Genomic DNA, 25,965 nt, shown 5'->3' with positions numbered 1-25,965 from the left:
CCGCCCGGACGGAACCGACCATTCGGCAAGCGTCTACACCAGCAGCCCGATTGGGGAATTCATGTCAGTGCTCGATTCCGAAGACCGCCCGGCGCAGCCGGAGCCGAAACCGCCCCTCCCGATACGGCCCGTCCCGAAACCGCTGAACGCGACACAACCGGTCCGGATACTGCTGTGGCTCTCCGTCATAGTGGCCATCGCTGCCGTCGGCTACTTCATCTGGGTGTCGCTCGGGGTCTGGGCCAAGCACGGACTGGACTTCAGCGTCTACTGGTACGGCGGGAAAATCCTCAACGACGCCGGCGCCGCGCCGTCGGACCTGTACGCGGGAAACGTGGACTGGGCCGGGGGCCCGGGGCTGAAGTTCACGTATCCGCCGTTCGCCGCCTTGCTCTTCAGCTTCTTGGCCCGGCTGCCGCAGGTGACCGCGCTGACACTGTTCAATACCGCCGGCGCCGTCGTCGGCATCCTGGCCGCCGTCCGCACGGTCCGCTACTGGAACGCCAAAACCAATTGGCGCGCCACCTTCCGGTCCCCGCGCAACTGCTGGGCCGCCGCCGTCGTGGTCCTGGCGTTGCTGAATCTCGGTCCGTGGCGCGAGACCCTGGTGTTCGGCCAGATCAATATCCTGCTGATGGGCCTGATGGCCGCGGACCTGCTGGCCCGGAACTCGCGCTGGACCCGCGGCATCCCCGGTAGCGGCTTCCTGGTGGGGGTCGCCGCCGGCATCAAGCTGACGCCCTTGGTGTTCGGCCTGTACTACGTGGTCCGCAAGGACTGGCGCGGACTGTGCAACATGGCCGCCGGCTTCACTGTCACGGTTGTGATCGGCTGGCTGCTGCGTCCCGTCGAGTCCTTGCAGTTCTGGCTCCAGATGCTGCCGGACACCTCCCGGATGGGCGGAGCTGGCTATGTGGACAACCTGTCCCTCAAGGGCGCGCTGCTGCACTTCGGCGTTCCGGAACCGCTCGTCACCGTGCCGTGGCTCGTGCTGAGCCTGGCGGTCGTGGCCCTGGGCGCAGGAGTCATCAAGGCCGCCAGCGACCAGGGCGCCCGGGTCGTCGCTGTTGCGGCGACGGCGCTGACCATGCTGCTGATCAGCCCGGTCTCCTGGTCCCATCACTGGGTGTGGGTCGGGGCGGTCTTCCCGGCCTTCGCCTGGACCCTGCGCGAAACCCCGCGCCGCTACGCCCGGATGCGCTGGACCATGGGTGGGGTGCTGGGCGTTTCGATGCTGGTGTTCCTGTTCTCACCGAAGACCATCGGCACGGCGCTGGGCGCGCAGAACCTCGACCTCCAGACACCGGGCCTGTGGATCATGGCCTCCAGCGCCGGGGTGTTCTGCGCCGTGGCCCTCCTGGTCTGCTGGCTCGTCGCCCTGCGCCGGGACTCGGTGGCGCCGGAGCTTGACCTTGCTTCCATGCCTGCCGCCGAAGTGGACGTCCGGACCTCCGCGGTCTCCTCGTAGCTGCCGCCCCGCCGGCCGGCGCTAGGCTGTTCGGCATGAGCTCCCCGTCACCCCGTAAGACTGCCCTCGTCACCGGCGTCGGCCGGCTCGCCGGAATCGGCGCCGGCATCGCGCGCCGCCTCGCCGCGGACGGCTGGGACCTCGTCCTGAGCTACTGGCAGGACTACGACGCCCGGATGCCGTGGGGAGTCCAGCCCGACGACGTCGAACGCCTCACCGTCGAGCTGCAGGCGACCGGCGCCGCCGTCGTGGTCCTGCCGGCGGATTTGGAAGACCCGCAGGCCGTGGACGGGCTGATGGCCGCGGTGGCGGCCGAGGCCGGAACCCTGCAGGGCCTGGTGCTCAGCCACGCCGAATCCGTGGACTCCAGCATCCTGGATACGTCCCTGGCGAGCTTCGAACGGCACTTCGCGGTCAACACCCGTGCCAGCTGGCAGTTGATTGCCGCTTTCGCCCGGCAGGCGGGTCCCGACGGCGGGGCCATCGTGGCGCTGACCAGCGATCACACCGCCTTCAACCTGCCCTACGGAGCGTCAAAGGGTGCGCTGGACCGGATCGTGATCGCGGCGGCCCGGGAGCTCGGCCCGCTGGGGATCAGCGCCAACGTCCTCAACCCGGGACCGGTGGACACCGGCTGGATGGATGACGTGCTCCGCGGCGAACTGGCCGTCCGGCAGCCCGGCGGCCGGCTGGGCACTCCGGCGGACGTGGCCGGCACGGTCGCGTTTCTGCTCTCGCCCGAGGGCCGCTGGATGTCCGGGCAGCTGGTCAAGGCCGACGGCGGCTTCTCCGCCTGAGGTCCCCGGACTCCGCTTCCCTGTACGCCGACGTCGTTGATCCGGTGGTGGCCGGATCCGGTCAGTCGGCGGTCAGCAGGGCGAGGGCTGTTGCCAGTTCCGTGGCGGCGCCTTGGAGGAGGCAGGCCGTCTCGCGTGCCCGGGCGTTGCGTCCGGACTGGAGGTCGGCATCAATGAGGTCGGCCATGAGTTGGAGCTGGCACGCACCGCCCATGGATGCGGACCAGGACAGGCTTTGGGCGGCGAGGCGCGCGTCTTCCCAGTCCCCGACGGACAAGGCCCGGTGAACCTTTTCGACCCGGTGGGGAAGCATGAGCTGGAATGTAGTGACGAAGTCGTGGAACCGCCAGGACTGGAGTGTGCCTGTGCTCTCCTGAAGTCGGTTGCGGTCCAGAACAGGTGCCGTGGCGATGCGGGCACGGTACCTGCGGGGTCCCTGGTCAGCCCCCGAAATATCCTGGTCGTTCACGCCCGCGCTGGTCGTGGCGTGACGTGCCGGAAAGAACCGGAGCGTCCACGCGGCTGACTTGGCATTGAGACCCATGATGTCCCCCTAACCCGGCATCCTGTTCCGATCCGTCGGACAGGCAGAGTGCCGCCCTCCGGTCCTGTGGCACCACTCTACGAATGAGCCCCAGGGAGAACACGAGTGCTGGCTACCCTAAAACTCAGCAGTCACCACTTGTATCACTGGCCTCATACGTATCTCACGACCGGGATCGCGTTCGCGGGCTCGGGGGCTTAGCGGAAGGCCGGGATCCCCGTGATGTGCTGGCCCAGGACCAGGGTGTGGACTTCGTCGGTGCCCTCGTAGGTGCGGACGGATTCCAGGTTGGCGGCGTGCCGCAGGGGCGAATAGTCCAGTGTGATGCCGTTGCCGCCCAGGATGGTGCGGGCTTCCCGGGCAATGCTGAGCGCCTCCCGCACGTTGTTCAGCTTGCCGAGCGAGATCTGCTCCGGCCGCAGCCTGCCGGCGTCCTTGAGCCGGCCCAGATGCAGGGCCAGGAGGGTGCCTTTTTGGATTTCCAGGAGCATGTTCACGAGCTTCTCCTGCGTCAGCTGGTACCCGGCCAGCGGCTTGCCGAACTGCAGCCGCTCCTGGGCATAGGCCAGGGCCGCCTCGTAGGAATCCCGGGCGGCGCCCATCGCGCCCCAGGCGATCCCGTACCGGGCCTCGTTGAGGCAGGAGAACGGGCCCCGGAGCCCCCGCGCCGCCGGCAGCAGCGCCTCCGGACCCAGCCGGACGGCGTCGAATGTGATGTCGCACTGGATCGAGGCGCGCATCGAGAGCTTCTGCCCGATCGGCGTTGCGGTGACCCCCGGGGTGCCGGCGGGGACGAGGAAGCCGCGCACGCCGTCCTCCGTCATGGCCCACACCACCAGCACGTCCGCCACCGACGCGAGCCCGATCCAGCGTTTGGCGCCGTCCAGGACCCAGCCGGCGGTCCCGCCGGAGCCGTCGCGGCGGGCGAAGGTCTTCATCGAGGCGGGGTCCGAGCCGGCCGTGGGCTCGGTCAGGGCAAAGGCGCCGATCAGTTCGCCGGCGGCCATCCGGGGGAGCCACTCCTGTTTCTGGTCCTCGGAGCCCCACTTGTGGATGGCCGTCATGGCGAGGGAGCCCTGCACGGAGACAAAGGTGCGGATGCCGGAATCGCCGGCCTCGAGCTCCATTGCCGCGAGGCCGTATTCGACGGCGGAGCGGCCGGGGCAGCCGTAGCCCTCCAGGTGCATGCCGAGCACGCCGAGTTCGCCAAGCTCCGGGGCGAGGTCCAGGGGGAACACGGCGTCGTCGTACCAGCCGGCGATCCCGGGCCGGATGCGCTGGTTGGTGAAGTCACGGACGCGCTCCCGCACGGCCAGCTCCCCGGCGCTCAGGAGGGAATCGATCGCCAGGACATCGGAAACATCGGAAAGGTTGGCCTCGTTGCTCATGCCAGCATCCTACGGCGGCACCGCTCGTAGCGGTGGTGCTCAGCCCGGTGGTGCCCGCCCGGTGCACGGGGCCGGTGCGGGCGCTGAATCCGGTGCCCGGGCGGGCCTACACTGGTGCCATGGAAACCGCATCTGTGCTTGCTGTCTGCCGGGTTCACCAGCTGCTCGAAGATCCCGGCAGCGTCGGGGTCACCGCGATCGACAAGCGCCCCGTGGACGGTCCGGTACGGGTCCACAAACTCGGCCTGCGCGGTGATGTCCAGGCGAGCAGGATGGACCACGGCGGCGAGGACCAGGCTCTCTACGCGTACTCGCAGGACGACGCCGATTACTGGGCAGGGGAGCTCGGGCGGGAGATGCCGCCGGGCATTTTCGGCGAAAACCTGCGGATCTCAGGACTCAGCGCCTCCAATGCCGTGATCGGCGAACGCTGGAAGATTGGACTGGACGTCGAGGTGGAAGTCACCTCCCCGCGCGTCCCCTGCGCCACGTTTCAGCGGCGGATGGGCGAGCCGCACTGGGTCAAGCGGTTCACCGAGGCGGGCAAGGTCGGCACGTACCTGCGGGTGGTACGGACCGGCAGCATCGAGGCCGGAGACCACATCCACCGGATCTTTGTCCCGGTCCACGGCGTGACCGTTGCCAAGTGGTTCACCGATCCCACCTTGGAGGATATGGAAGCCCTGCGCGACGCCGACGCTGACGGCGAGATCCGCCTCCAGCCCGAATATCACGAGCGATTCGAGAGGCTGCAGCGACAGCTTGGCGTGTAGCCGTGCCGCGCCGGTGTGCGCAAGCTCACCCGCCGCCGTCGGCCCCTCAATTACCACTGTTCTGGTTCATGCCCTACACTGGAACTATCCCCCACTCCGGAAATCCCTTATTCCTGCCCAATTCTTGAGGCAGGACTGGTAAGTGTTGGGGCCCGCAAAATGTGATGCGGGCATTTTCATAGGGAGAGCCGGCAAAAGAAAACGCTGTACAGACTGCTGGGATAGCAGCCAAGAGATGCAGCGGGAAGTCCTGCCACGGGATTGCGAAAGCGCCGGACTTCTGTGACCCGCCGGTCAACGTACGCCCGGCAACTCGTGTCACGCGTACTGCGGCTCCGCTCACCTCGGGTTGTGCCGCTTGGCCCCTATGGATGAGGAAATTTCACCTATGCCCGAAAATCAGAACAACTCCGTCGACACCGAACTCGCCACCGAGAACAGCCAGGCCGACGTCGAGACTTCTGAAACGGCTGCCCCCGCAGCCGGCTCCGCCCCGGAATTCACCGAGGCTCCTGCGAACGTTGAGGCTCCGGTAGCCGAGGCCGCCCCGCAGGCTGACACCACGACCGAGGCCAAGTCCGCCCCGTCCAAGGACGAGGACACCGAAGATGAGGGCGTCAAGTTCGTTGACCTCGGCATCGACGGCCGCGTCCTCGCTGCCCTGCAGGACGTCGGCTACGAGAAGCCGTCCCCGATCCAGGCAGCAACCATCCCGCTGCTGCTCGAAGGCCGCGACGTCGTGGGCCTGGCCCAGACCGGTACCGGTAAGACTGCAGCATTCGCAGTACCGGCGCTGTCCCGCTTGGCCGAGCTCCACGACCTCAACGGCCCGTCCCGCAAGACCCAAGCCCTGGTCCTGGCACCGACCCGCGAGCTTGCGCTCCAGGTTGCCGAGGCCTTCACCTCCTACGCCAAGCACATCGACGACTTCACCGTCCTGCCGGTGTACGGCGGCTCCGCCTACGGCCCCCAGCTGGCCGGACTGCGCCGCGGCGCCCAGGTTGTTGTCGGAACCCCCGGCCGCGTCATCGACCACATCTCCAAGGGTTCCCTGGACCTGTCCGAACTCCAGTACCTCGTGCTGGACGAGGCCGATGAGATGCTGCGCATGGGCTTCGCCGAGGACGTTGAACAGATCTTCCAGCAGACCCCCGCGGGCCGCCAGGTTGCGCTGTTCTCCGCCACGATGCCGAGCCAGATCCGCCGGCTCTCCAAGCAGTACCTGAACAACCCGGCCGAGGTCCAGGTCAAGTCCAAGACCACCACGGGCGCCAACACCCGCCAGCGCTACCTGCAGGTCATGGGCCCGCACAAGCTCGACGCGCTGACCCGCATCCTCGAGGTCGAAGAGTTCGAGGGCGTCATCGCCTTCGTGCGGACCAAGATGGCCACCGAGGATCTCGCCGACAAGCTGCGCTCCCGCGGCTTCCAGGCTGCCGCCATCAACGGCGACATCCCGCAGCAGCAGCGTGAGCGTACGGTCGAGGCCCTGCGCGACGGCAAGATCGACATCCTGGTCGCCACCGACGTCGCGGCCCGCGGCCTTGACGTCGAGCGCGTCAGCCACGTGGTCAACTACGACATCCCGCACGACACCGAGTCCTACGTCCACCGCATCGGCCGCACCGGCCGCGCGGGCCGTTCCGGCGACGCGATCTTGTTCATGACCCCGCGCGAGAAGTATCTGCTGCGTTCCATCGAGAAGGCCACACGCCAGCCGGTGGAGCAGATGCACCTGCCCACCGCCGAAACCGTCAACACCCTGCGCTTGGGCAAGTTTGCCGACAAGATCACGGAGACGCTCGAGTCCGAGGACGTTGCGGCATTCCGCGACCTCATCTCCTCGTACGAGGAAGAGCACAACGTGCCGGCCGCCGAGATTGCAGCCGCGCTGGCCGTCATGGCCCAGGGCGGACAGCCGCTGCTGGTCAAGGAACTCCCGGCCGCGCCGGAATTCCAGAAGCGCGAACGCTCCAAGGACGGCTTCGGCTCCCGCGGGCCGACCCGTACGCTGACCGAGGGCAACGCCACCTACCGGATCGCCGTCGGACGCCGCCAGCGCGTCATGCCGGGTTCCATCGTGGGCGCCATTGCCAACGAAGGCGGCATCTCCTCGGCCCAGATCGGCGGCATCGACATCCGCTCGGACCACTCCCTCGTGGAGCTCCCGGCAGACCTGAGCCCCGATCAGCTGAAGGCCCTGTCCCGCACCCGGATCGGCGGCGAGCTGATCCACCTCGAGCTCGACAACGGCCGCAAGCCCTCCGGCGAGCGTGGCTCCTACCAGGGCAACCGCGGCGGCGACCGTGGGGGAGACCGCGGCGGCTACTCCGGTGGCAGCGGCAACTTCAAAGGCAACGGCGGCTTCAAGCGCGAATTCCGCAAGAGCGACGGCGAGCGGTCCTCCGCTGACCGTGGCGGCCGCTCCTTCAGCGAGCGTTCCGAGCGGAGCGTCGGCACCGACACCCGCAAGCCCCGCCACGAAGGCGGCTTCAAGCCCCGCAACAAGTGGTAACCACTAGCACTATCTGAGAGAGGGCCGGCTCCTGAGCCGGCCCTTTTTTCTTTAAGCTTCCGCGCCTGTGTTCGCTTCGTCACACCGCAGGCGGACGGTCGGCCCGGGAGGCCGATCTTGGCGCCCCGGACTTCCTTGGAAGCCCTGATTTCCGCGACTTTCGGCAGTACCGCCGTCGTTCGGGCGCCGATTTGTTGGTGGGCGAATCTTCCGGTAGAGTATTTACTCGTTGCCCCCCTAGCTCAGTGGTAGAGCGCGTTCTTGGTAAGAACGAGGTCACCGGATCGATTCCGGTGGGGGGCTCTGAATGAGGGCCTGTGTCAAGGCGGTTTTTGACCGGCTTAGCGCAGGTTTTCCTCATTTATGGCGGTGTAGCTCAGTTGGTTAGAGCGCACGACTCATAATCGTGAGGTCGGGAGATCGAGCCTCCCCACCGCTACAGACAAGACCCCCGGAATCCTTGAGATCCCGGGGGTCTTTCTGTCTTCCCGACACCTGCAGTCCCCGCCAAGTTCGTGACAAGCGCCTCGTTTCGCCGTAGCTTTGCCTCACCTGACGGATGGGGGATATCAGTGGATTTCCTGGGCACCATCATGGCCCCGTTCAAATGGCTGGTCTCAGCCATGATGGTGGGCTTCCATGACGGCCTCAGCGCCATCGGCATGTCGCCGGCCAACGGCTGGACGTGGACCCTGTCCATCATCGGGCTCGTGCTGGTCATTCGTGCGGCCCTGATTCCCGTCTTCGTCAAGCAGATCAAGGCCCAGCGCGGCATGCAGCTGCTGCAGCCGGACGTGAAGAAGCTGCAGGACAAGTACCAGGGCAAGACCGACCAGCTCTCCCGCCAGGCCATGGCGCAGGAACAGATGGCGCTTTACAGGAAGCACGGCACCAACCCGTTCTCGGCCTGCCTGCCCATGCTGATCCAGATGCCGTTCTTCTTCGCGCTCTTCCAGGTGCTCTCGGGCATCAGCAGCGCCAAAGCCAGCGGCCAGGGCATCGGTGCCATGAGCGCCGAGCAGGTCAAGCAGTTCGATGAGTCCACCATTTTCGGCGCACCGCTGTCCGCATCCCTGCTCCATGGCGGCGGCGGCAACCAGACCGCCGTGTGGATCCTCTCCATCGTGATGATCCTGGCCATGACGGCCGCGCAGTTCATCACGCAGAAGCAGATCATGGCCAGGAACATGTCCGAAGAGGCCCTGGCCAGCCCGTTCATGCGCCAGCAGAAGATGATGCTCTACATCCTGCCGGTCGTCTTCGGTGTGGGCGGCATCGTTTTCCCCATTGGAGTCCTGATCTACTGGACCACCACCAACCTCTGGACCATGGGACAGCAGTTTTTCGTCGCATGGGACAGAATGGGTCCATGACGCGAATCGCAATCATCGGCGGCCACGGCAAAGTGGCTTTGGAACTGTCCAGGATCCTCGCAGCGGACGGGCAGGAGGTCACTTCCTTCATCCGCAACCCGGACCACGCGGCCGACGTCGCCGCCACCGGCGCTACGCCCACCGTTCTGGATGTGGAGAACGCGACGACGGCGCAGATCGCCGATGCCCTGCGCAACCACGATGCCGTCGTGTGGTCCGCCGGGGCCGGGGGCGGCAGCCCCGAACGGACCTACGCCGTGGACCGGGACGCCGCGATCCGCTCCATGGACGCCGCCGCAGACGCCGGCGTCGGGCGGTACGTCATGGTCTCCTATTTCGGTGCCGGGCCGGACCACGGGGTCCCCGCCGACAACGGGTTCTTCGCCTACGCCGAGGCCAAGGCCGCCGCGGATGCCTACCTGCGCGGCTCGGGCCTTGAATGGACCGTCCTGGGCCCCGGGACCCTGACGAACGGACCAGGCAACGGGATGATCGACGTCGACCCCGCCGACACGTCGGACGGCACCGGAACCGCCCGCGCCAACGTCGCCCTCGTGGCGGCCGCGGTGCTCGGGCTGCCCGCCACGATCGGACGCACCATCGAATTCCGGGACGGCACCCTGCCGCTCGCCGCAGCCCTGGGCCCGCAGGTCTAGCAGCAGGGCCCAGCCCCGCAGAGACCCGGGCCGTGGGAGGCCGCGTCCGGCCGATAGGGTAGTGGGGTCGGTCCGTGCATCCACCCGGGATGCGCGCGGCCGGATTTCGGGGAGAGCAGGCGCATGGACCAGTTGGCACTCATCGTTGGACTCCTGCTGGCCACCGTGGTGGCCGTTGGGCTGGGGGACCGGCTCAGGCTGCCCTACCCCGTGCTGATGCTGCTCCTGGCCGTGGCCCTGACGTTCATCCCGGGCTTTCCGGAAGTCCAGATCGCGCCGGATCTAATCCTGCCGATCTTCCTTCCGCCGCTGCTCTTCGCCACAGCCCAGCGCAGCTCCTGGGCCGTCTTCCGGGTCCGCTGGCGCACGCTGCTCATGCTCGCCGTCGCGCTCGTGGTGGCCTCCACCGCGGTGGTGGCCGGCGCGGCGTGGCTCATGATCCCGGGCATCGGCATCCCGGCCGCCATCGCCTTGGGGGCCATGGTGGCGCCGCCGGATCCCGTGGCCGTGGACTCCATCGCAAGCCGGGTCCACATGCCGCGGCGGCTTATCAACGTGCTCCAGAGCGAGGGACTCTTCAACGACGCCGCCGCCATCGTCATCTTCCAGGCGGCCGTGGCCGCCGCGGTGGCCGGCACCAAGATCGCCTCCGACGTCGTCCTTCAGTTCATCCTCGGCGCCGCGATCGCAGTGCTGGTCGGGATCGGCATGGGCTGGCTCACGAGCCTGATTACCCGCCTCGTGGCCTCCATGGTGGCCCGCAGCGCCGTGACCCTCGTGGTGCCGTTCGCCGCGTACATCCTGGCCGAGGAAGTGCACGCCTCCGGGGTGATCGCCGTGGTCGTTACCGCGCTGGAAATACAGCGTCACTCCCGCCCGCAGGACGCCGCCGAGCGGGTCACCCGCACCGCGTTCTGGGATGTGGTGGAGCTGCTGATCACGGGCCTGGCTTTCGGGCTGGTGGGGCTGGAAGTACGGCAGGTCATCCACGACGAAGGCACGTCCGTGCTTGGCATGGTCGGGAGCGCCGCGGTGGTCTGCGTGCTCGTGTTCGCCGTGCGGTTCGCCTGGCTGGCCATGATGTCCGGGTTGTCGCGGGCCAGGAAGGACGTCCTGCGCCCCACCTCGGCGAAGGACGTGCTGATCCTTACCTGGTGCGGCATGCGCGGCCTGGCTACGCTGGCGCTGGCATTGGCCCTTCCGTTGACCGTTGCGGACGGCACGCCGTTTCCGGCCCGGAGCGAGCTGCTGGTGATCGCCTGCGCGGTGCTGCTGGCCACCCTGGTGTTGCCCGGGCTGACGCTGCCGTGGCTCATGCGCGTCCTGAAGGCATCCGAGGACGGCTCGGAAGAACGGGACGCCGCCCGCGTGCTGGCCTACCGGGCCCAACAGGCAGCCATCGCGGCGCTCAAGGACAACGAGCTCATGAAGGAGCTGCCGGCGGAGAAGGTGGCGCTGGTGAAAGAGAAGATGACCAGGCTGCACGCCGAGCTGCTCGACGGGAGCCTGAAGAATGAAAGCGCGGGAGAGAAGCGCAAGCGCGGCCGCGAACTGGCGATTGCAGTGCAGACGATCGCCCTCGACGCGGCCCGCCAGGAAGTTGTGGCGGCCCGGAACGAGCCGGGCATGGATCCGGAAGTGGCGGACCGGGTGCTGCGTCAGCTGGACCTCCGCACCATGATCATGCCGGACTAGGGCAACGGATCAGGGTCAGCCCCGCGCGGGCAGCGTCAGCTCCATCGCATTCGCCTCGACGTAGTCCAAAGCGTGCCGGACAGCGCCGACCGTAACGACTGCGTCGCCCAGCGGTGAGGCCGTTACGCGCGGGGGAGTCGCGGTGAAGCGGGGGAGCAGCGCCGTGATCTCCGGAAGCAGGGTGCCGGCGGAATCGGCGACGGCGCCGCTGATCACCACCTGCTCGGGGTTGATCAGGCTCGCGATCGAGGCGATCACGCGGGCCATGCGCTCCGAAATCCGGCTCAGGATCGCCAATGCCGCAGGGTCTCCCGCCGCCGCGTCCTCGAACACCCGCGGTGCGCTTGCAGCACCGCCGTCGGACGGGCCGCCGCCTGCTGCGGACCACTGCCGTGCCAGGGCCGCGATGCCGTCGCTGGAGCCAACGCCCTCCACCATGTCCAGATAGCCCATCTCGCCGGCTGCCCCGCCGCGGCCGTGGAGCAGGCGCCCGGATTCCATGACCCCGGCGCCCAGGCGTTCGCCGGCGAGAAGCACCACCAGATCGTCCACCCCCGCACCGGAACCGCGCCAGCGCTCACCGAGGGCGGCCAGGTTGGCGTCGTTTTCCAGGAGCACTGTCCAGCCGTGCAGTTCCTTCAGCGCGGATCGGAGCCCGACGTCGAACAGGCTCCAGAACCGCTGGGTCACCAGGACGTTGCCGTCCCGGTCCACCGGCGCGGCGATCCCGGCGCCCACGGCGAGAACCATGCTCGGGTCTGTTCCCGCGGCCTCCAGGGCCCGGCGGCAGGCGCGGTCGATGACGCCGATCCGCTCCTGCGCGGGGATGTCCGCCGCACGGAAGCTCTCACTGGACCGGCCGACGACGGTGCCGCGGAGGTCGGCCACGGCGGCGGTGGTGGTGGCCGCGCCGATGTCGAGGCCCAGGACGAAGCCGGCCTCCCGGTTGAAGGCAAACCGCCGGGCCGGGCGGCCCTTCCGGGGACCTTCAGAGTTCGTTCCGGGCGGCTCCAGCTCCACGATCCAGCCCCGGCCGATCAGGTCCTCGCAGACGGCGATGACGGAGGCCCGGGTCAGCCCGGTGAGGGCCATCAGCTCTGTCCCGGTGGCAACCTCCGCGCCGCGGATGTGGCGGAGCACGGCCTGGGCGTTGACGCGGCGCAGCAGCTGCGGCGTGGCGGCGGCTGCGTGCGGCATCACTTCTTGACCTCTTCTGTTCCCGGACCCATAATTGTTCAGGCAATATATTTAGCTTGTATCTAAAATACCAGAAGCCGTCTCCCAGCCCCGAAGGATCATCCCTTGTCCAACACCGCCACGCTGGCAACCCTGTCCGGTTCCGACCTCGCCGCCGACCCCAACTGGTGGCGCCAGGCCTCGGTGTACCAGATCTACCCGCGGAGCTTCTCCGATTCCAACGGTGACGGCCTCGGCGACATCAAGGGCATCACCGCCAAGGTCCCGTACTTGAAGCAACTCGGAATTGACGCCGTCTGGCTCTCCCCGTTCTACCCCTCAGCGCTGGCCGATGGCGGCTACGACGTCGACGACTACCGCGACGTGGACCCCAAGCTGGGCACCCTGGCGGACTTCGACGAAATGTCCGCCGCGCTGCACGCGGCCGGCATCAAGCTGATCGCGGACATCGTCCCCAACCACTCCTCCAACCGGCACGTCTGGTTCCAGGAAGCCCTTGCCTCCCCGCGGGGTTCCGCCGCCCGCGAGCGCTACATCTTCCGGGACGGCCAGGGCGAAAACGGCGAGATCGCGCCCTCGGACTGGGAGTCCGTGTTCGGCGGCCCCGCCTGGGAGCGCATCACCGAGCCCGACGGCACTCCCGGCCAGTGGTACATGCACATCTTCGCCAAGGAACAGCCGGACCTGAACTGGTCCAACCGGGAAATCCGCGACGACTTCCTCAAGACGCTCCGCTTCTGGTCGGACCGTGGCGTGGACGGCTTCCGCGTCGACGTCGCCCACGCCCTGACCAAGGACCTCACCGAGCCCCTGATCTCCAGGGTCGAGCTCAGCGCCGCCAACACCGGAACCGACGGATTCGACGACGGATCGCACCCCTTCTGGGACCGCGACGAAGTCCATGAGGTCTACGCCGAGTGGCGCGAGGTCTTCAACGAGTACAACCCGCCGCGCACAGCCGTCGCGGAGGCCTGGGTGCACGCCAGCCGCCGCGCCCGCTACGCGAGCCCGCAGGGCCTGGGCCAGGCGTTCAACTTCGACCTCCTGCAGGCCGACTTCGACGCCGATGAGTTCCGCGAAATCATCACCCGGAACCTCGCCGAGGCCACCGAATCCGGCGCCTCCTCGACGTGGGTCTTCTCCAACCACGACGTCGTCCGCCACGCCACCCGCTACGGCCTTCCCAAGGGCGGCGGCAAGCACGCCCAGGGCCAGGACGGCAAGGGCTGGCTTCTGGCCGGAGCCCCCGCCGAAGAACTCGACGTCGAACTCGGCCTGCGCCGGGCCCGCGCCGCCACGCTCCTGATGCTGGCCCTTCCCGGATCCGCCTACCTGTACCAGGGCGAGGAACTGGGCCTGCAGGAAGTCGCGGAGATCCCCGACGCCGAGCGCCAGGACCCCACCTTCTTCCGGAACAAGGGCGTCGAGATCGGCCGTGACGGCTGCCGCGTGCCGCTGCCCTGGGCCCCCGAAGGCACCTCGTTCGGGTTCGGCGACGGCGGCGCGCACCTGCCGCAACCGGCCTGGTTCGCCCGCTACGCCGTGGCAGCCCAGGACGGCGTGGAAGGCTCCACGCTGGAGCTCTACCGCACGGCCCTGAAGTTCCGCCGCGAACTGCAGACCTCGGAGGAAATGGAATGGCATGAATCCGGCAGCGCCGACGTCCTGCACTTCAGCCGCCCGGGCGGCTGGCAGACGGTGACCAACTTCGGTGACACGCCCGTGGAACTGCCCGCCGGTGAGGTGCTGGTCAGCAGCGGCCCGCTGGACGGCGGACTGCTGCCGGCCAACACCACCGTCTGGCTGCGGTGAGCATTCCGGCGAAGGACTCGACCGGCGCGCCCGCCCGCGACGGGAATCCCGGCCAGGAGCTCATCTATGGCTGCATGGGCCTGGGCGGCAACTGGTCGGCGGAGCCGTACTCGTCCGCGGAGGTGGACGAGGCGGCGGCCGCCGTCGAGTCAGCCCTGAAGGCCGGCATCACGCTCTTTGACCACGCGGACATCTATACCAACGGCAAGGCCGAGGCCGTTTTCGGCGAGATCCTGGCCGGGACTGCGGGACTGCGCGAGAAGATCCGGCTCCAGACCAAATGCGGCATCCGGCTCAACGAGCAGGGCCTGGAGACGTACTACGACCTCAGCCGGGACGGCATCCTGGAACGGGTCAACGAAAGCCTGGCCCGGCTCCGCACGGACTACGTCGACGTGCTCATGCTGCACCGCCCGGATCCCCTGATGGATCCGGCGGAAGTGGCATCCGCCGTCGGACAGCTCATGGCCGAAGGCAAGGTGCGCGCCGTGGGCGTGTCCAACATGTCGGGTGCGCAGATCGAGATGCTGCAGGACCGGCTCGAGACGCCGGTGATGGCCAACCAGCTGGAGATGAGCCTGCTCAAGCGGGCCTGGCTCGAAAGCACGGTGCTGGTCAACCATGCCGAGGGCACGGACTACAGCTTCCCGCACGGCACCGTTGAGCATTGCGTCCGGCACGGCATCCGGCTGCAGGCGTACGGCTCGCTGGCCCGCGGCCTGTACACCGGGGCGCCGGCCGCCGTGCCTACGCCGGCCGAAGAAGCCGCCACCGCCCTCGTCGCCGCCCTGGCCGCCGCGAAGGGGACCACGGGGGAGGCAATCGTGCTGGGCTGGCTCATGAAACACCCGGCCGGGATCGCGCCCGTGATCGGCACCGCCAACCCGGACCGGATCCTCGCCTGTGCCGGCGCCGCAGAGGCCGCCGCGTCCATGACCCGCGCCGAGTGGTACGGGCTCTGGGTTGCGGCTCGGGGCAGCAACATCCCCTAGTACGCCCACCACGCCCACCCAACTGGCTGGCAGTTAAGGCCGCTATTCGCGCTGAAAACGGCTTCAGCTTCCAGCTACTTGGGTGCGGATGTGATTTTGGTCGTAATGGTCACCCCGGAGGGCCGGATCGCTTAGCCGCAAACGCCTCCGGGCGGATAGCGTAGATGCATGACTTCTACCACCACCGCCGAATCCCTTCGGCCCCAGCGCAACATCCCGGCCGACATTGCCCGCTCCTGGCTGCTGGTCAACGCGATGAAGCCCGAACTCTTCGACCAGTCCGCCGTCTCCCGGGCCGATGCAATCATCCTCGACATCGAAGACGCGGTGGACCCCTCCCAGAAGGACGCCGCCCGCGACAACGTCGTGAACTGGCTGACCGCCGGCGGCAGCGCGTGGGTCAGGATCAACGACGCCACCAGCCGGTTCTGGGCCGACGACCTCGCCGGACTGCGCGGCACCCCCGGCCTGCTGGGCGTCATGCTGGCCAAGACCGAATCGGCTGACCAAGTCACGGAGAGCTTCCACCGGATGGACGGCAAGACCCCGGTCATCCCGCTCGTCGAGTCCGCCGTCGGCATCGAGGAAGCCAACAACATCGCTAAGGCCCAGGGTGCGTTCCGCCTGGCCTTCGGCTCCGGCGACTTCCGCCGCGACACCGGCATGGCGGCCACCCCGGAGGCCATGGCCTACCCGCGGGCCAAGCTGGTGGTGGCCAGCCGCGTCGGCAACCTGCCGGGCCCCATCGACGGCCCCACGGTCGGCACCAACCACCCGATCCTGCGCGAGCAGACCGGCATCACCGTGATGATGGGCATGACCGGGAAACTCTGCCTGGCGATCGACCAGACTCCGGTGATCAACGAAGTCATCAGCCCCACCCCGTCCGACGTCGCCTGGGCCACGGACTTCATGAACGACTTCGAAGCCAACGGCCGCGTCATCCGTGACGGCTCCGACCTGCCGCGCCTGGGCCGCGCCGAGAAGATCATGAAGCTCGCTGTAGCCTTTGGCGTGAAGCCGGCCCTGTAGCCGCCCCACCACTAAAGGAGACCCCGTGACCGGTACCCGTTATCTGGTCCACGGGGTCTTTTGGGATGGACCGGAGCCGGCAGCGGCCGGACGGAGCCAGCCCGGACCCGAACAGGCAGCCGCCGGGAGTGCCGTCCTGCGGCTGCAGGACCCTGCCGGCGCCTTCACCGAACTGGCGCTCGACGCCGGGACGCGGCTCGGGTTCCGGCTCGCCGCCCCAGGCAAGCGCTGCCTGGGCCACCACAAGGTGCACGGCCCCGCGGACCGGGACCACATTCCCTGCCCTGCCCGGGCAGAGGCCGCTCGGGGCAGCCAGTGCCAACGGTGCTTCGTTCTGGACGACTCGCGGCTGATTCACGACTTCCACCGCGGCGGTCGGGTCCCGCCGGGCCTGCGCGCCTACCTCATGCAGCCTCACTGGCTCTACATCGCCACCTTCGCCGGCGGTGCCAGCAAGGTCGGAACCGCCTCCCACCTGCGCAAATGGAACCGCCTCGCCGAGCAGGGCGCCGTCGTCGCCCGTTACGTCGCCCGCGCCGAGGACGGCCGCGTGGTACGGATCCTTGAGGACATGATCACGCGCGACGCCGGACTGCCGCAGCAGGTCCGCTCCGCCGCAAAGGCCGCAGCGCTGGCCGGGCCGGTGGCCGCCGTCGAACTCGACACCCTCAACCGGCGGCTGGCCGCGGAAGTCCGGGACCTGCTGTCCCGGGTTCCCGCCGACGGCTTCGGGATCGTGGACGAGCCGTGGTTGCGACCCGGCCTGGCGGACAGCGCCTGCCTGCCAAACGGCGCTGGCGTGCGGACCGCACGGCACCCGTACCCGCAGGGGTTCGATTCGGGGGACCACGGGTTCCGGATCGCCTCCCTGAGCGGCAGCTGCGCCGTCGCGGGTCTGGCCGGAACGGACCTGGAATTCATCGTGAACCTGGGCCTGCTGAAGGCGAAGACGGTTCTGCTGGGGGAGTACAAGGCCGACGTCCCGGCCGTGCAGGAATCCCTGTTCTGAGGCTGGATTTGCCCCGCGACGCGCAAAATGCCGGACGCGCCCGTATTCCGGCGTCGCCGGGCATTTTGAGCGTCGCCGGAAATTGTGCGGATCGCGGCGTGCGTCGCCGGCCCCGGTAGACTGGCACGGTGCTGAATGAATTCTGGGCCACCGCGTCAACCGCCTACAAGGTGCTCGTCTTCAGCGCCATGGGACTGATTGCCCTCGGCATCGTCCTCAACGTGGTGGGCAACAGCACCGGCAACCAGGCCCTGGCCCTCGCCTCACTGCCGGTGATCGGGCTGGGGCTGATCCTGCACCTTGCCGGGCTTGTGGTCCGCGGCCAGGCGATCCGGAAGAACCTCAAGCGCTAGCGGCCGCGTTCCGCAGCACATGGCTCCGGGCATGCTGCACGGCGTCCGGGAGGGACGTGAACAGGTGCTTGTGATGCCGCAGTGAGCGGATGACGCCCACGTTGGTGACGAGCTCCAGATGCTGTGGCTGGACCCCCTTCAGCAGGACCGTGACGCCGCGCAACTCCAGTGCGGAAATCACCTCCACGAGCGCGTGGGCGCCGGTGGCATCCAGCATCCGCAGCTGGGACAGCCGGATGATGGCCACCTGGATGTCTTTGACCTGGCCGATCTCCTGCAGGACCCGTTCCGCGGCGCCGAAGAACATCGCCCCGTCCAACCGGAAAATCGCGATGTGCTCATCCCCGGGAAGCGTCGGCCCGGGAACCGCCTCGCGCCGGACCCCGCTCAGGGAAGCGAACGTCCGCAGCGTGAACACGGCAGCCGCGGCGAAGCCGATCTGGATGGCCACAATGAGGTCGAAGGCGACCGTAATGAAGGCCGTGATCACGAACACCGCGGCGTCGGCCCGGGTGGACCGCAGGATCGCCGTGACCGTGTGCCGCGAGACCATGCGGGTGGCCGTGACCATGAGGATGCCTGCCAGAGCCGCCAGCGGGATCCGTCCGACCAGCCCGGCCGCCAGGTAGATGATGGCGAGCAGCACGAGCGCGTGCACCATCGCGGCGAGCCGGGTCTTCGCACCGGAGCGGACATTCACGGCGGTCCGGGCGATCGCGCCCGTCGCCGGCATGCCGCCGAAGAAGCCCGCGGCGATCGAGGCCAGGCCCTGGCCCGTGAGCTCGCGGTCGGGGCTGTACGCGCCGGACGGACGGCCGTCCGGTCCCGCCATGCCGGAGGCTACCCGGGCCGAGAGCAGGGATTCGATGGCGGCCAGCGTGGCGATCGACACGGCAGGCATCAGGAGACCGCCCAGTGCGCCCGGATCCAGGGACGGCATGGACGGTGCCGGCAGGGAGTGCGGTAGCGCGCCGATCCGGGGGATGTCCAGCGCCAGCACCTCGGCCGCCACGGTGGCGAGCAACACCGCAATTAGGCTTGCGGGCAGTGCCTTGCTGAGCTTGGGGAGCAGATACATCACAGCGGCGACACCTGCCACCACAGCGAGCGTTTGCAGCACTGCCGGGACGGTAGCCTGCGACGCGCTCTCGACGGCGGCCAGGAAGGTGTTGTGGCCCGGCGTTGCCTCGGTGCCCGTGGCCAGGGGGACCTGCTGCAGGAAGATGATGGCGGCGATGCCGAGCGTGAAGCCCTCCACGACGGGCCACGGGATGAAGGCGACGGCGCGGCCCAGTCCGCTCACCCCCAGGATCATGACGATCAGTCCAGCCAGTACCGAAACCAAGGCGATGCTGCCGACACCGTGGGCGGCGACCACCGGGGCCAAAACCACCACCATGGCGCCGGTGGGGCCGGAGACCTGGACGTTGGATCCGCCCATGACGGCCGCCACCAGCCCGGCCACCACCGCCGTGATGAGTCCGGCCTCTGCGCCGACGCCGGAACTCACCCCGAAGGCCAGGGCCAGGGGGAGCGCCACAATGCCTACCGTGATGCCGGCGAACAGGTCCGTCTTCCAGGCGGACCGCAGAAGCCCATAGTCGCGGCGCGACGGCAGGAACCGCGCCATGCGTGCCCGGGCAGTGCCGGTTGCCCGGTCCGGGCGTGAGGTCTGGGCCGCGCTCATGGCGCTGTGCTCTCGAGTCCGTCGGTGCTCCCGAGGCGGTCGGGGATGCCTACGGGGCCTGTGCTGCCGAGGTGGCCGGCGGGCAGTTCCTGCGCCAGCCGAAGCTGTTCGCTGGATCCGGCCAGGCTGTCCAGCAGGAAGACCCGGGCGATCGCCAGCAGCTCCGAGATCTTGGGATGAGCCAGCCGGTAGGTCACGGCATTCGCCGTCCGGACCGACGTCACCACCCCGTGCCGGCGCAGCGTCGCCAGGTGCTGGGACAAATGCGAGGCCTCCAGGCCCGTCTCGGCGAGCAAGTAGCTCACAGGGGCTGCCGTGTCCGGCGCCGCGGCCAGAAGCTCCAGGATCCGGATCCTGGCCGGGTGGGCGAGGGCCTTGAACAGGTTGGCCTTGATTTCGTACAGCGGGGTCTGCGCGGGGGTGATCATGGGCGGAAGGGGATCATGACAGGAGAACGCTTTCTCGGATCCAGCGGCATCGGTGCCCGGCGGGCTTCGATCGCCAGTGGATTGATGGATTGATGTTTTCATCATATCGCATCGGTCAAGCCCCGCCCGGCCCGAGTCGGGCGCCACTGCCCGCTTGGCCCCGGTGCACGCCCGGGTCAAGCACTCTGCTGCCCGGCGCGCACCCTGTCATGAAGCCGGGGCGCCGCGGGCGTGGCGATAGGCTGGAACCATGACTATCAATCCGGATCTGCAGGGGCGCAGCTACCCTGCCGCAGAGGTGTACGACGTCGGCCGCGAGAAGATCCGCGAGTTCGCGCGCGCGGTCAAGGCCACTCATCCCGCCCACTTCGACGTCGCCGCGGCCAAGGCACTGGGCCACCTCGACCTCGTCGCGCCGCCGACCTTCGCCATTATCGTCGCCCAGCGCGCCGACGCGCAGCTGATCGAGGATCCGGAATCCGGCATCGACTTCTCCCGCGTGGTCCACGCCGACCAGCGGTTCACCCACCACCGCCCGATCATTGCCGGGGACCGGCTGGTCGCCGAACTGCACGTCGACGGCGTCCGTGCCATGGGCGGCGGGGCCATGATCACCACCCGCTCAGAGATCTTCGCCCTGGGCAACAGCGATTCCGCCGATGTCCGCGAGCCGGTTGCCACCACCACCTCGTCCATCCTGGTCCGCGGAGAGGGACAGTAGCCATGAGCATCAACATCGCAGGACTTACGGTCGGCCAGGACATCGGCAGCCGCAGCATCGCCGTCACCCGCACCGACCTCGTCAAGTACGCCGGCGCATCCGGTGACTTCAACCCGATCCACTGGAACGAAGCCTTCGCCACGGGCGTGGGCCTGCCGGGCGTGATCGCCCACGGCATGTTCACGATGGGCGCGGCCGTCCAGCTCGTCACCGACTGGGCCGGCGACCCCGCCGCCGTCGTGGACTTCCAGACCCGCTTCACCAAGCCGGTGCCGGTGGCCGACACCACGGGGACGCCGGAAGCCGGCGCCGTGATCGAGGTCAGCGGCGCCATCGGAGCGCTCGACGCCGACGCCGGCACCGCCCGCGTCGACCTCACGGTCGTCTCGGCCGGTCAGAAAGTCTTGGTCAAGGCCCAGGCCGTCGTCAGGCTGGCGTAGCCTGTGGCGCTGCTGTGACTAAGGAGACTAAAGACGTCTTCGTCCCGGCTGCCGAGATCACGCACTGGCGGAATGCCGTGGTGGTGGCCTATGCGGCCAGCGGAATCGCGTTTTCCACGTGGGTATCCCGGCTGCCGGCCATCCGCGACGGTCTGGACCTGACTCCCGGCACCATCGGGCTGCTCCTGCTCTGCATGACGGCGGGGTCCTTCCTGTCCGTGTCCGCCTCTGGCCTGATTGTCCTTCGGCTGGGCTCGAAGCGCACCATCCGGATCGGCAGCATCATGGTCGGGTTCGGGCTGATGCTGGCAGGCTTCGGCACCTCCGTGCTCGCCAACCCGGTGGCGGTCGCCGCGGGACTGTCAATCATCGGGCTGGGTACCGCCAGCTGGAACACGGCGTCCAACGTCGAAGGCGCCGCGGTGGAACGCGCCGTCCGCCGCCACATCATGCCCCGGCTGCACGGCTCCTTTAGCCTGGGGACAGTGGCCGGAGCCGGGCTGGGTGCGTGGGCTGCCGGCGCCGGGATCCCGGTCTTCTGGCACCTCGCCGCGGCCGGCCTGTTGGTGGCCGGTTCCGTGACGACCGCTGCGGCGTGGTTCCGCGCCGACATCACGCCGCTGCAGGGGGAACAACCGTTCGCGGCCTCCGGGACAGATACCTTCGAAGATCCCTCCACCGGGCCCATCCCCATCGTCCGGCAGGCGGACGCGGTCCCCGAACAGCCGCTGGACAACAAACGCCAGATCGCCCAGGCCTGGCGGGACAGGCGCACCCTGCTGCTGGGCGTGCTGGTCCTGGGCCTTGCCCTCGCCGAAGGGGCGGCGGGGGACTGGGTGGCACTGGCGCTCGCGGACGGCCACGGCCAGTCTGACGCCGCCGGGGCCGCCGGATATGGACTGTTCGTCACCTTCATGACGGTGGGCCGCTTCGCCGGAACGCTCGTCCTGGACCGGTTCGGCCGCGTCCCGGTGATGCGGTGGTGCGCCGCACTGGCCGTAGCAGGCCTCGGACTGTTCGTCTTCGCCCCCGTGCCGTGGCTGGCCTACGTGGCCCTGGCCATTTGGGGGCTTGGCGCCTCCCTTGGTTTCCCGGTGGGCATGTCCGCCGCCGCCGACGATCCCGGCAAGGCTGCCGCACGCGTCTCCGTCGTCTCGACGATCGGCTACGGCGCGTTCCTGTGCGGTCCGCCGCTGCTGGGGCTCCTGGCCGAACACGTGGGCATCCTGCACTCGCTGCTGGCCGTCATGGTGATGCTGATCGGCAGCTTCCTGCTCTCCCCGGTGGCACGCAAACTCCCCGCAGCCGTTCCCGCCGCCTAGCTAAGTACAAGCCACCACCGGCTTAGGCCGGCGCACGATCCCGGCTAGGCTGTTCAGGTGACCCCGATTCTGCTCTCCGCCCTGACCACCTCCGCTGTCGGGGGCCCCGCCGGCAGCTACATTGAAGCCCGCAGCGAGGCCGAGATCATCGATGCGGTGCGGTCGGCGGACGCCGCCGGCCAGCCCCTGCTGATCATCGGCGGCGGTTCCAACTTGCTGGTGTCCGACGCCGGGTTCCCCGGAACGGTACTTAAGATCGCCTCGGCGGGCTTTACCGTCAACGCCGAGGACTCCTGCGGCGGCGTGGCGGTGGTGGTGCAGGCCGGCCACAACTGGGATGCCTTCGTTGACCACGCCGTGAGGCATGCCTGGTCCGGCGTCGAAGCGCTCTCCGGAATTCCCGGAGCCACGGGAGCCACTCCCGTGCAGAACGTCGGCGCCTACGGGGCCGACGTCTCGCAGACGATCGCCGCGGTCCGTACGTGGGACCGGGAACGGAACGCGGTCAAGACTTTCACGAATTCCGAACTCAAGTTCGGCTACCGTGACTCCGTCCTGAAGCAGGCCACCGTCAACGGTTCGCCGCGCTATGTGGTCCTCACCGTGGAATTCCAGCTCCCGCTCGGCCGGATGAGCGCCCCGATCCGCTACGCCGAACTCGCCCGGGCGCTCGGCGTCGAGCAGGGCCAGCGGGCCTACTCCAACGACGTCCGCCGCGAAGTGCTGCGGCTGCGGGCCTCCAAGGGCATGGTGTGGAATGCGGCCGACCGGGACACTTACTCGACGGGGTCCTTTTTCACCAACCCGATCGTGTCCGAGGACGTCGCGGCACGGCTGCCGCAGGACGCCCCGCGCTACCCCGGCGGTGCCGACGGGCTGACCAAGCTCTCGGCGGCGTGGCTGATCGACCAGTCCGGCTTCGCCAAGGGCTTTGGGCTGGCCCCGGACAGCGTCTCGGGCGGCAGGGCATCGCTTTCCACCAAGCACACTCTCGCCATCACGAACCGGGGCGGGGCGAGCACGGCGGACATGCTGGCCGTTGCGCGCGAGGTGCGCCACGGCGTCGTCGAACGCTTCGGGATCGAACTGCACCCGGAACCGCTGCTGATCGGCGTCACCCTATAGTTCCTGCCCCGGCCCGGGCCGCCCGTCGCCACGTAAGGCACGCATCGAGGTAGGGGCGATTTCCCTACAGCAACTCCTGAACGTGCAGACTGAGCCACAAGATCACTGTGTCTTCGGGGTTGTCCACATCAATTCCAAAAAGTTCCCGGAGACGCCGCAAGCGGTAGCGGAGCGTGTTCTGGTGCACTGAAAGTGCCGCCGAGGTTTTGGCGGAATCGCGGGAGAAATCGAGGTAGGTGCGCAAAGTTCTCGCGTATTCGGTTCCTGATTCGGCGTCGTACTTCCTCATTCTGGCAGCGGCCGGAGACACAAGATGAGGCGTGTTCCGGAAAAGCGCACTGAGTTCCAGCAAGGTCAGACGGCTGCGCACTTCCTGAGCGTTCGCATAGTCGCCGGCGCTCCGCCCGGAGGCGAGCATCAGCAGGACGAGGTCCGCGTCGTGCCGGGAACGGCTGATGTCTGCGGCGGTGGTGACGGTCGAGCCCGTTGACACCCGCAGCTTGACCCGCAGCGACGCAGCTGAACGCTCGATCAGGCGGCGGGCCAGCGCCTCAATGGATCCGGGGCCCGAGGCGGGGGCCTCGGTGAACAACGCATAAATCGTGGTGCCGATGAGTACGCACTGCGCACCTTGCCGGTGCGTTTCGCATTGGGTCGTGACAAGGTCGACGAGGCGGATCAGGGACAGCTCGTCGGACTGGCCAAGCTCCAGTTGGAAAGCCGCGACGACGAAGGGACCTGAATGCGTCAGTCCGAGCTGTTCGGCTACAAGCTGGACGTCGTCTCCGCCTTCGAGGAGCCGGCGGAGGAGCTCGGCCCGTTGTTGCCGCGCAAGGTCGATGGTGCTTCGCGCCCTCAGGATGTGGAGGACTGCGATATCCGCGGCGCGCTCCAGAGCCTGCTCCGCGTCGGAATCCAGGTCCCCGTTGGCGTCCACTACCCAGATAGACCCCAGCGGCTGGTTACCGGCCCGGACAGCGATGGCCAGACGGTCCATTGCCGGACGGACACCTTCAATGCGCACGGCGCCGTGGGCCCGGAACACTCTGGCATATTGACCGGCATTCTCCGGCAGGTAGGGAACCTGGCGCCCCAGGATTCCGTTCCGCCGGTCGTCGTCGATCGGTTGGTGGGGGAGGGTGGAGTATGCGAGAACCTGTTCCTGGAGGTTTTCGATGGCCGTGGCCCCACCTACCAGTGCGGCAATGGCGTTGGCTAGGGCAAACAGGTCGCCCACTCCCAGCGGCGAGGCCGACCGGTTGGCTTCCGCGGAGGCGCTGAGGGCAGATTCCAGGAGCGCATCGAGTTGCCGCCACCCCACGGCGTCGTCGACGACCAAAAGCGCTATGCCGGCCTGGTCAGCTGTGTTCGCGAGCTCTTCGATATCCTGAGACAGCTGCTTGAGCACGATCGCGCCGAAGCCTGCTTGCGCTGCTTCCCGGACGACGACGGTTGTTTCCGGTTCCGCGGGGTGGAGTCCGATCCCCAGCAAGATCCCTCCCCGGAGCCCTTCCAAAGGCGCGAGGGGATCGTAGAGGGACGGGCTCGTCAGGGAGAGCCCGGGTGTAGTTCCGTGTGAGCGGAGAACCAGTCCGGAGTTCGCAAGCAGTTGCAGGAGGTCAGGCAAATCGATGCTGCCCGGGGTTTTCGGGATGGTTTCCACAAGGCGTAAATCTACGGCCCCTAGTGCTGGCCCACAAGTTGGAGGACTGACGTTGGTGTCTGGCACCGAAGCCAGCCGGCACCGGCAAAGCCAATAGTTGATGCATGTCACTTATTGTTGAAGCCAGTCCAACAGCACGCCAGGCCGGGGAAGCGGCAGCAGCCGCAGCATCCAGGGCCGGCGTCCGGGTCATCGACGAACATGACCGCGACAAGCTCAGGGATGTTGAAGGGCTGCTCATCGCGATCTGGGGTATGTCTCCCCACGGAGCGCCTGTTCCCTTCGATTTGCTGCGGAGCATTTCGCACGCGGGCTGCAATGTTTCCGCTGCATACAACGCGGACGGGGCCTTGCGCGGAGCCGCCGTCGGCATCGTGTCCCCCGGCGGAGCGGCTACCTATTCCCTGATCGCCGGTGTCCTGCCCGGCGCGGCGGACAAAGGCGTCGGTTTCGCGCTCAAACAGCATCAGCGGGCGTGGTCGCTTGCCCGCGGAATCGAAACCATGACGTGGACCTTTGACCCGCTGGTCAGCCGGAACGCCCGTTTCAACCTCACGAAACTCGGAGCCCATGCATTCGAGTACGCACGCGATTTTTACGGCGAAATGCAGGACGACATCAACGCCAACGATGAAAGCGACCGGCTCGTCGCCGTTTGGCCTTTGTCCTCCAGGCGGAGCATCAGTTGCAGCGAAGGGTCCGTCGAAGAACTGGAACTGCCCGAAACGGCCCTGAACAACATTCTGGAGTACGGCCCGGACTCCAGGCCGGTCCTCCTCGAAACGCCGGACACCCTATGGTGCCGTGCACCGCAAGACATCGTGGCGCTGAGGGCCGCGGACTCCGATGAAGCAGGACTGTGGCGGTTGCGGATCCGCGGAATCTTCGAATCGGCCTTCGCCTCCGGCTACAACGCGTCCGGAGTCACCCGAACCGGCTGGTACCGGCTGACCAAAACCAACCAGGCATAACCCC

The 25,965-nt window shown here is 68.1% G+C and carries 22 protein-coding genes, 2 tRNA genes and 1 pseudogene; 19 read left to right on the top strand and 6 right to left on the bottom strand.

Annotation, left to right across the window (positions count from 1 at the left end; genetic code table 11):
* The first annotated feature begins 61 nt into the window (after window positions 1-61).
* Both C9424_RS01410 and C9424_RS01405 read left to right on the top strand, forming a co-directional pair.
* Window positions 62-1,468, top strand: a complete 1,407-nt coding sequence (locus C9424_RS01410; RefSeq protein WP_116765157.1) for a glycosyltransferase 87 family protein — start codon at window positions 62-64, stop codon at window positions 1,466-1,468.
* A gap of 35 nt (window positions 1,469-1,503) precedes the next feature.
* Entirely contained in the window at window positions 1,504-2,265 is a 762-nt protein-coding gene (locus C9424_RS01405; protein WP_116765156.1) for an SDR family oxidoreductase, read from the top strand.
* Window positions 2,266-2,326: 61 nt separating this feature from the next.
* Here C9424_RS01405 and C9424_RS01400 read toward each other — a convergent pair whose 3' ends face one another.
* Window positions 2,327-2,809, bottom strand: a complete 483-nt coding sequence (locus tag C9424_RS01400) for a hypothetical protein (protein WP_116765155.1) — start codon at window positions 2,807-2,809, stop codon at window positions 2,327-2,329.
* A 197-nt stretch (window positions 2,810-3,006) separates the two neighbouring features.
* Window positions 3,007-4,197 carry an acyl-CoA dehydrogenase family protein gene (locus C9424_RS01395; protein WP_116765154.1) on the bottom strand — a complete coding sequence of 397 codons (1,191 nt, stop codon included), beginning with the start codon at window positions 4,195-4,197 and terminating at the stop codon, window positions 3,007-3,009.
* A 119-nt stretch (window positions 4,198-4,316) separates the two neighbouring features.
* On the opposite strand from C9424_RS01395, the gene C9424_RS01390 reads away from it, so the two are divergent.
* The 7 genes and pseudogenes from C9424_RS01390 (at window position 4,317) to C9424_RS01360 (ending at window position 11,209) form a co-directional block, all read left to right on the top strand.
* A complete protein-coding gene (locus C9424_RS01390) occupies window positions 4,317-4,970 on the top strand; it encodes an MOSC domain-containing protein (RefSeq protein ID WP_116765153.1) in 654 nt (217 codons plus the stop codon).
* A gap of 388 nt (window positions 4,971-5,358) precedes the next feature.
* On the top strand, window positions 5,359-7,485 hold the full coding sequence (locus C9424_RS01385; RefSeq protein ID WP_116765152.1) for a DEAD/DEAH box helicase: 2,127 nt from the start codon (window positions 5,359-5,361) through the stop codon (window positions 7,483-7,485).
* A gap of 231 nt (window positions 7,486-7,716) precedes the next feature.
* Window positions 7,717-7,788: transfer RNA gene (locus tag C9424_RS01380), tRNA-Thr, on the top strand.
* Window positions 7,789-7,850: 62 nt separating this feature from the next.
* Window positions 7,851-7,924 (top strand) — tRNA-Met (locus tag C9424_RS01375).
* Window positions 7,925-8,057: 133 nt separating this feature from the next.
* A pseudogene (yidC, locus tag C9424_RS01370) lies at window positions 8,058-8,834 on the top strand (membrane protein insertase YidC); the annotation flags it as partial.
* 20 nt (window positions 8,835-8,854) lie between these two features.
* Entirely contained in the window at window positions 8,855-9,514 is a 660-nt protein-coding gene (locus tag C9424_RS01365) for an NAD(P)H-binding protein (RefSeq protein ID WP_116765150.1), read from the top strand.
* 123 nt (window positions 9,515-9,637) lie between these two features.
* Window positions 9,638-11,209, top strand: coding sequence for a Na+/H+ antiporter (locus tag C9424_RS01360; RefSeq protein WP_116765149.1), 1,572 nt, complete (start codon window positions 9,638-9,640; stop codon window positions 11,207-11,209).
* A gap of 15 nt (window positions 11,210-11,224) precedes the next feature.
* On the opposite strand, the gene C9424_RS01355 is transcribed toward C9424_RS01360, so the two are convergent.
* Complete coding sequence (locus tag C9424_RS01355; protein ID WP_116765148.1) at window positions 11,225-12,406, bottom strand: ROK family protein; 1,182 nt, start codon at window positions 12,404-12,406, stop codon at window positions 11,225-11,227.
* Window positions 12,407-12,511: 105 nt separating this feature from the next.
* Here C9424_RS01355 and C9424_RS01350 point away from each other — a divergent pair, with 105 nt between their 5' ends.
* From C9424_RS01350 to C9424_RS01330, 5 genes are all read left to right on the top strand, one after another.
* A complete protein-coding gene (locus tag C9424_RS01350; RefSeq protein ID WP_116765147.1) occupies window positions 12,512-14,218 on the top strand; it encodes a glycoside hydrolase family 13 protein in 1,707 nt (568 codons plus the stop codon).
* The gene (locus C9424_RS01345; protein ID WP_442862003.1) at window positions 14,215-15,210 is read left to right on the top strand and encodes an aldo/keto reductase; all 996 of its coding nucleotides are present in this window, start codon (window positions 14,215-14,217) and stop codon (window positions 15,208-15,210) included. The genes C9424_RS01350 and C9424_RS01345 overlap by 4 nt, the downstream gene beginning before the upstream one ends.
* Before the next feature lie 168 nt (window positions 15,211-15,378).
* The gene (locus tag C9424_RS01340; protein ID WP_116765146.1) at window positions 15,379-16,242 is read left to right on the top strand and encodes an HpcH/HpaI aldolase/citrate lyase family protein; all 864 of its coding nucleotides are present in this window, start codon (window positions 15,379-15,381) and stop codon (window positions 16,240-16,242) included.
* A gap of 25 nt (window positions 16,243-16,267) precedes the next feature.
* A complete protein-coding gene (locus C9424_RS01335) occupies window positions 16,268-17,251 on the top strand; it encodes a DUF2797 domain-containing protein (protein ID WP_116765145.1) in 984 nt (327 codons plus the stop codon).
* A gap of 128 nt (window positions 17,252-17,379) precedes the next feature.
* Window positions 17,380-17,604 carry a DUF3188 domain-containing protein gene (locus tag C9424_RS01330; protein ID WP_116765144.1) on the top strand — a complete coding sequence of 75 codons (225 nt, stop codon included), beginning with the start codon at window positions 17,380-17,382 and terminating at the stop codon, window positions 17,602-17,604.
* On the opposite strand, the gene C9424_RS01325 is transcribed toward C9424_RS01330, so the two are convergent.
* Both C9424_RS01325 and C9424_RS01320 read right to left on the bottom strand, forming a co-directional pair.
* Window positions 17,594-19,291, bottom strand: coding sequence for a SulP family inorganic anion transporter (locus C9424_RS01325; protein WP_116765143.1), 1,698 nt, complete (start codon window positions 19,289-19,291; stop codon window positions 17,594-17,596). The two genes, C9424_RS01330 and C9424_RS01325, sit on opposite strands and share 11 nt — an antisense overlap.
* Complete coding sequence (locus C9424_RS01320; protein WP_116765142.1) at window positions 19,288-19,719, bottom strand: ArsR/SmtB family transcription factor; 432 nt, start codon at window positions 19,717-19,719, stop codon at window positions 19,288-19,290. Before C9424_RS01320 ends, C9424_RS01325 begins: the two co-directional genes overlap by 4 nt.
* 250 nt (window positions 19,720-19,969) lie before the next feature.
* On the opposite strand from C9424_RS01320, the gene C9424_RS01315 reads away from it, so the two are divergent.
* The 4 genes from C9424_RS01315 to C9424_RS01300 are packed head-to-tail and all read left to right on the top strand — an operon-like array spanning window position 19,970 to window position 23,327.
* Window positions 19,970-20,440, top strand: coding sequence for an FAS1-like dehydratase domain-containing protein (locus C9424_RS01315; RefSeq protein WP_116765141.1), 471 nt, complete (start codon window positions 19,970-19,972; stop codon window positions 20,438-20,440).
* Between the two features lie 2 nt (window positions 20,441-20,442).
* The gene (locus tag C9424_RS01310) at window positions 20,443-20,880 is read left to right on the top strand and encodes a MaoC family dehydratase (RefSeq protein WP_116765140.1); all 438 of its coding nucleotides are present in this window, start codon (window positions 20,443-20,445) and stop codon (window positions 20,878-20,880) included.
* A 14-nt stretch (window positions 20,881-20,894) separates the two neighbouring features.
* Window positions 20,895-22,202: an MFS transporter gene (locus C9424_RS01305; RefSeq protein ID WP_116765139.1), complete on the top strand. Its 1,308-nt coding sequence runs from the start codon at window positions 20,895-20,897 to the stop codon at window positions 22,200-22,202.
* Window positions 22,203-22,259: 57 nt separating this feature from the next.
* A complete protein-coding gene (locus C9424_RS01300; RefSeq protein ID WP_116765138.1) occupies window positions 22,260-23,327 on the top strand; it encodes a UDP-N-acetylmuramate dehydrogenase in 1,068 nt (355 codons plus the stop codon).
* A 64-nt stretch (window positions 23,328-23,391) separates the two neighbouring features.
* Here C9424_RS01300 and C9424_RS01295 read toward each other — a convergent pair whose 3' ends face one another.
* Window positions 23,392-24,990, bottom strand: coding sequence for a PucR family transcriptional regulator (locus tag C9424_RS01295; RefSeq protein WP_116765137.1), 1,599 nt, complete (start codon window positions 24,988-24,990; stop codon window positions 23,392-23,394).
* A gap of 104 nt (window positions 24,991-25,094) precedes the next feature.
* On the opposite strand from C9424_RS01295, the gene C9424_RS01290 reads away from it, so the two are divergent.
* Window positions 25,095-25,961 carry a hypothetical protein gene (locus C9424_RS01290; RefSeq protein WP_116765136.1) on the top strand — a complete coding sequence of 289 codons (867 nt, stop codon included), beginning with the start codon at window positions 25,095-25,097 and terminating at the stop codon, window positions 25,959-25,961.
* Window positions 25,962-25,965 lie beyond the last annotated feature (4 nt).

Source organism: Arthrobacter sp. H-02-3, assembly GCF_003097355.1.
GTDB lineage: Bacteria > Actinomycetota > Actinomycetes > Actinomycetales > Micrococcaceae > Arthrobacter > Arthrobacter humicola.
Note: the sequence above shows the minus strand (reverse complement) of the source record. Positions and strands in the feature narration are given on the sequence as shown.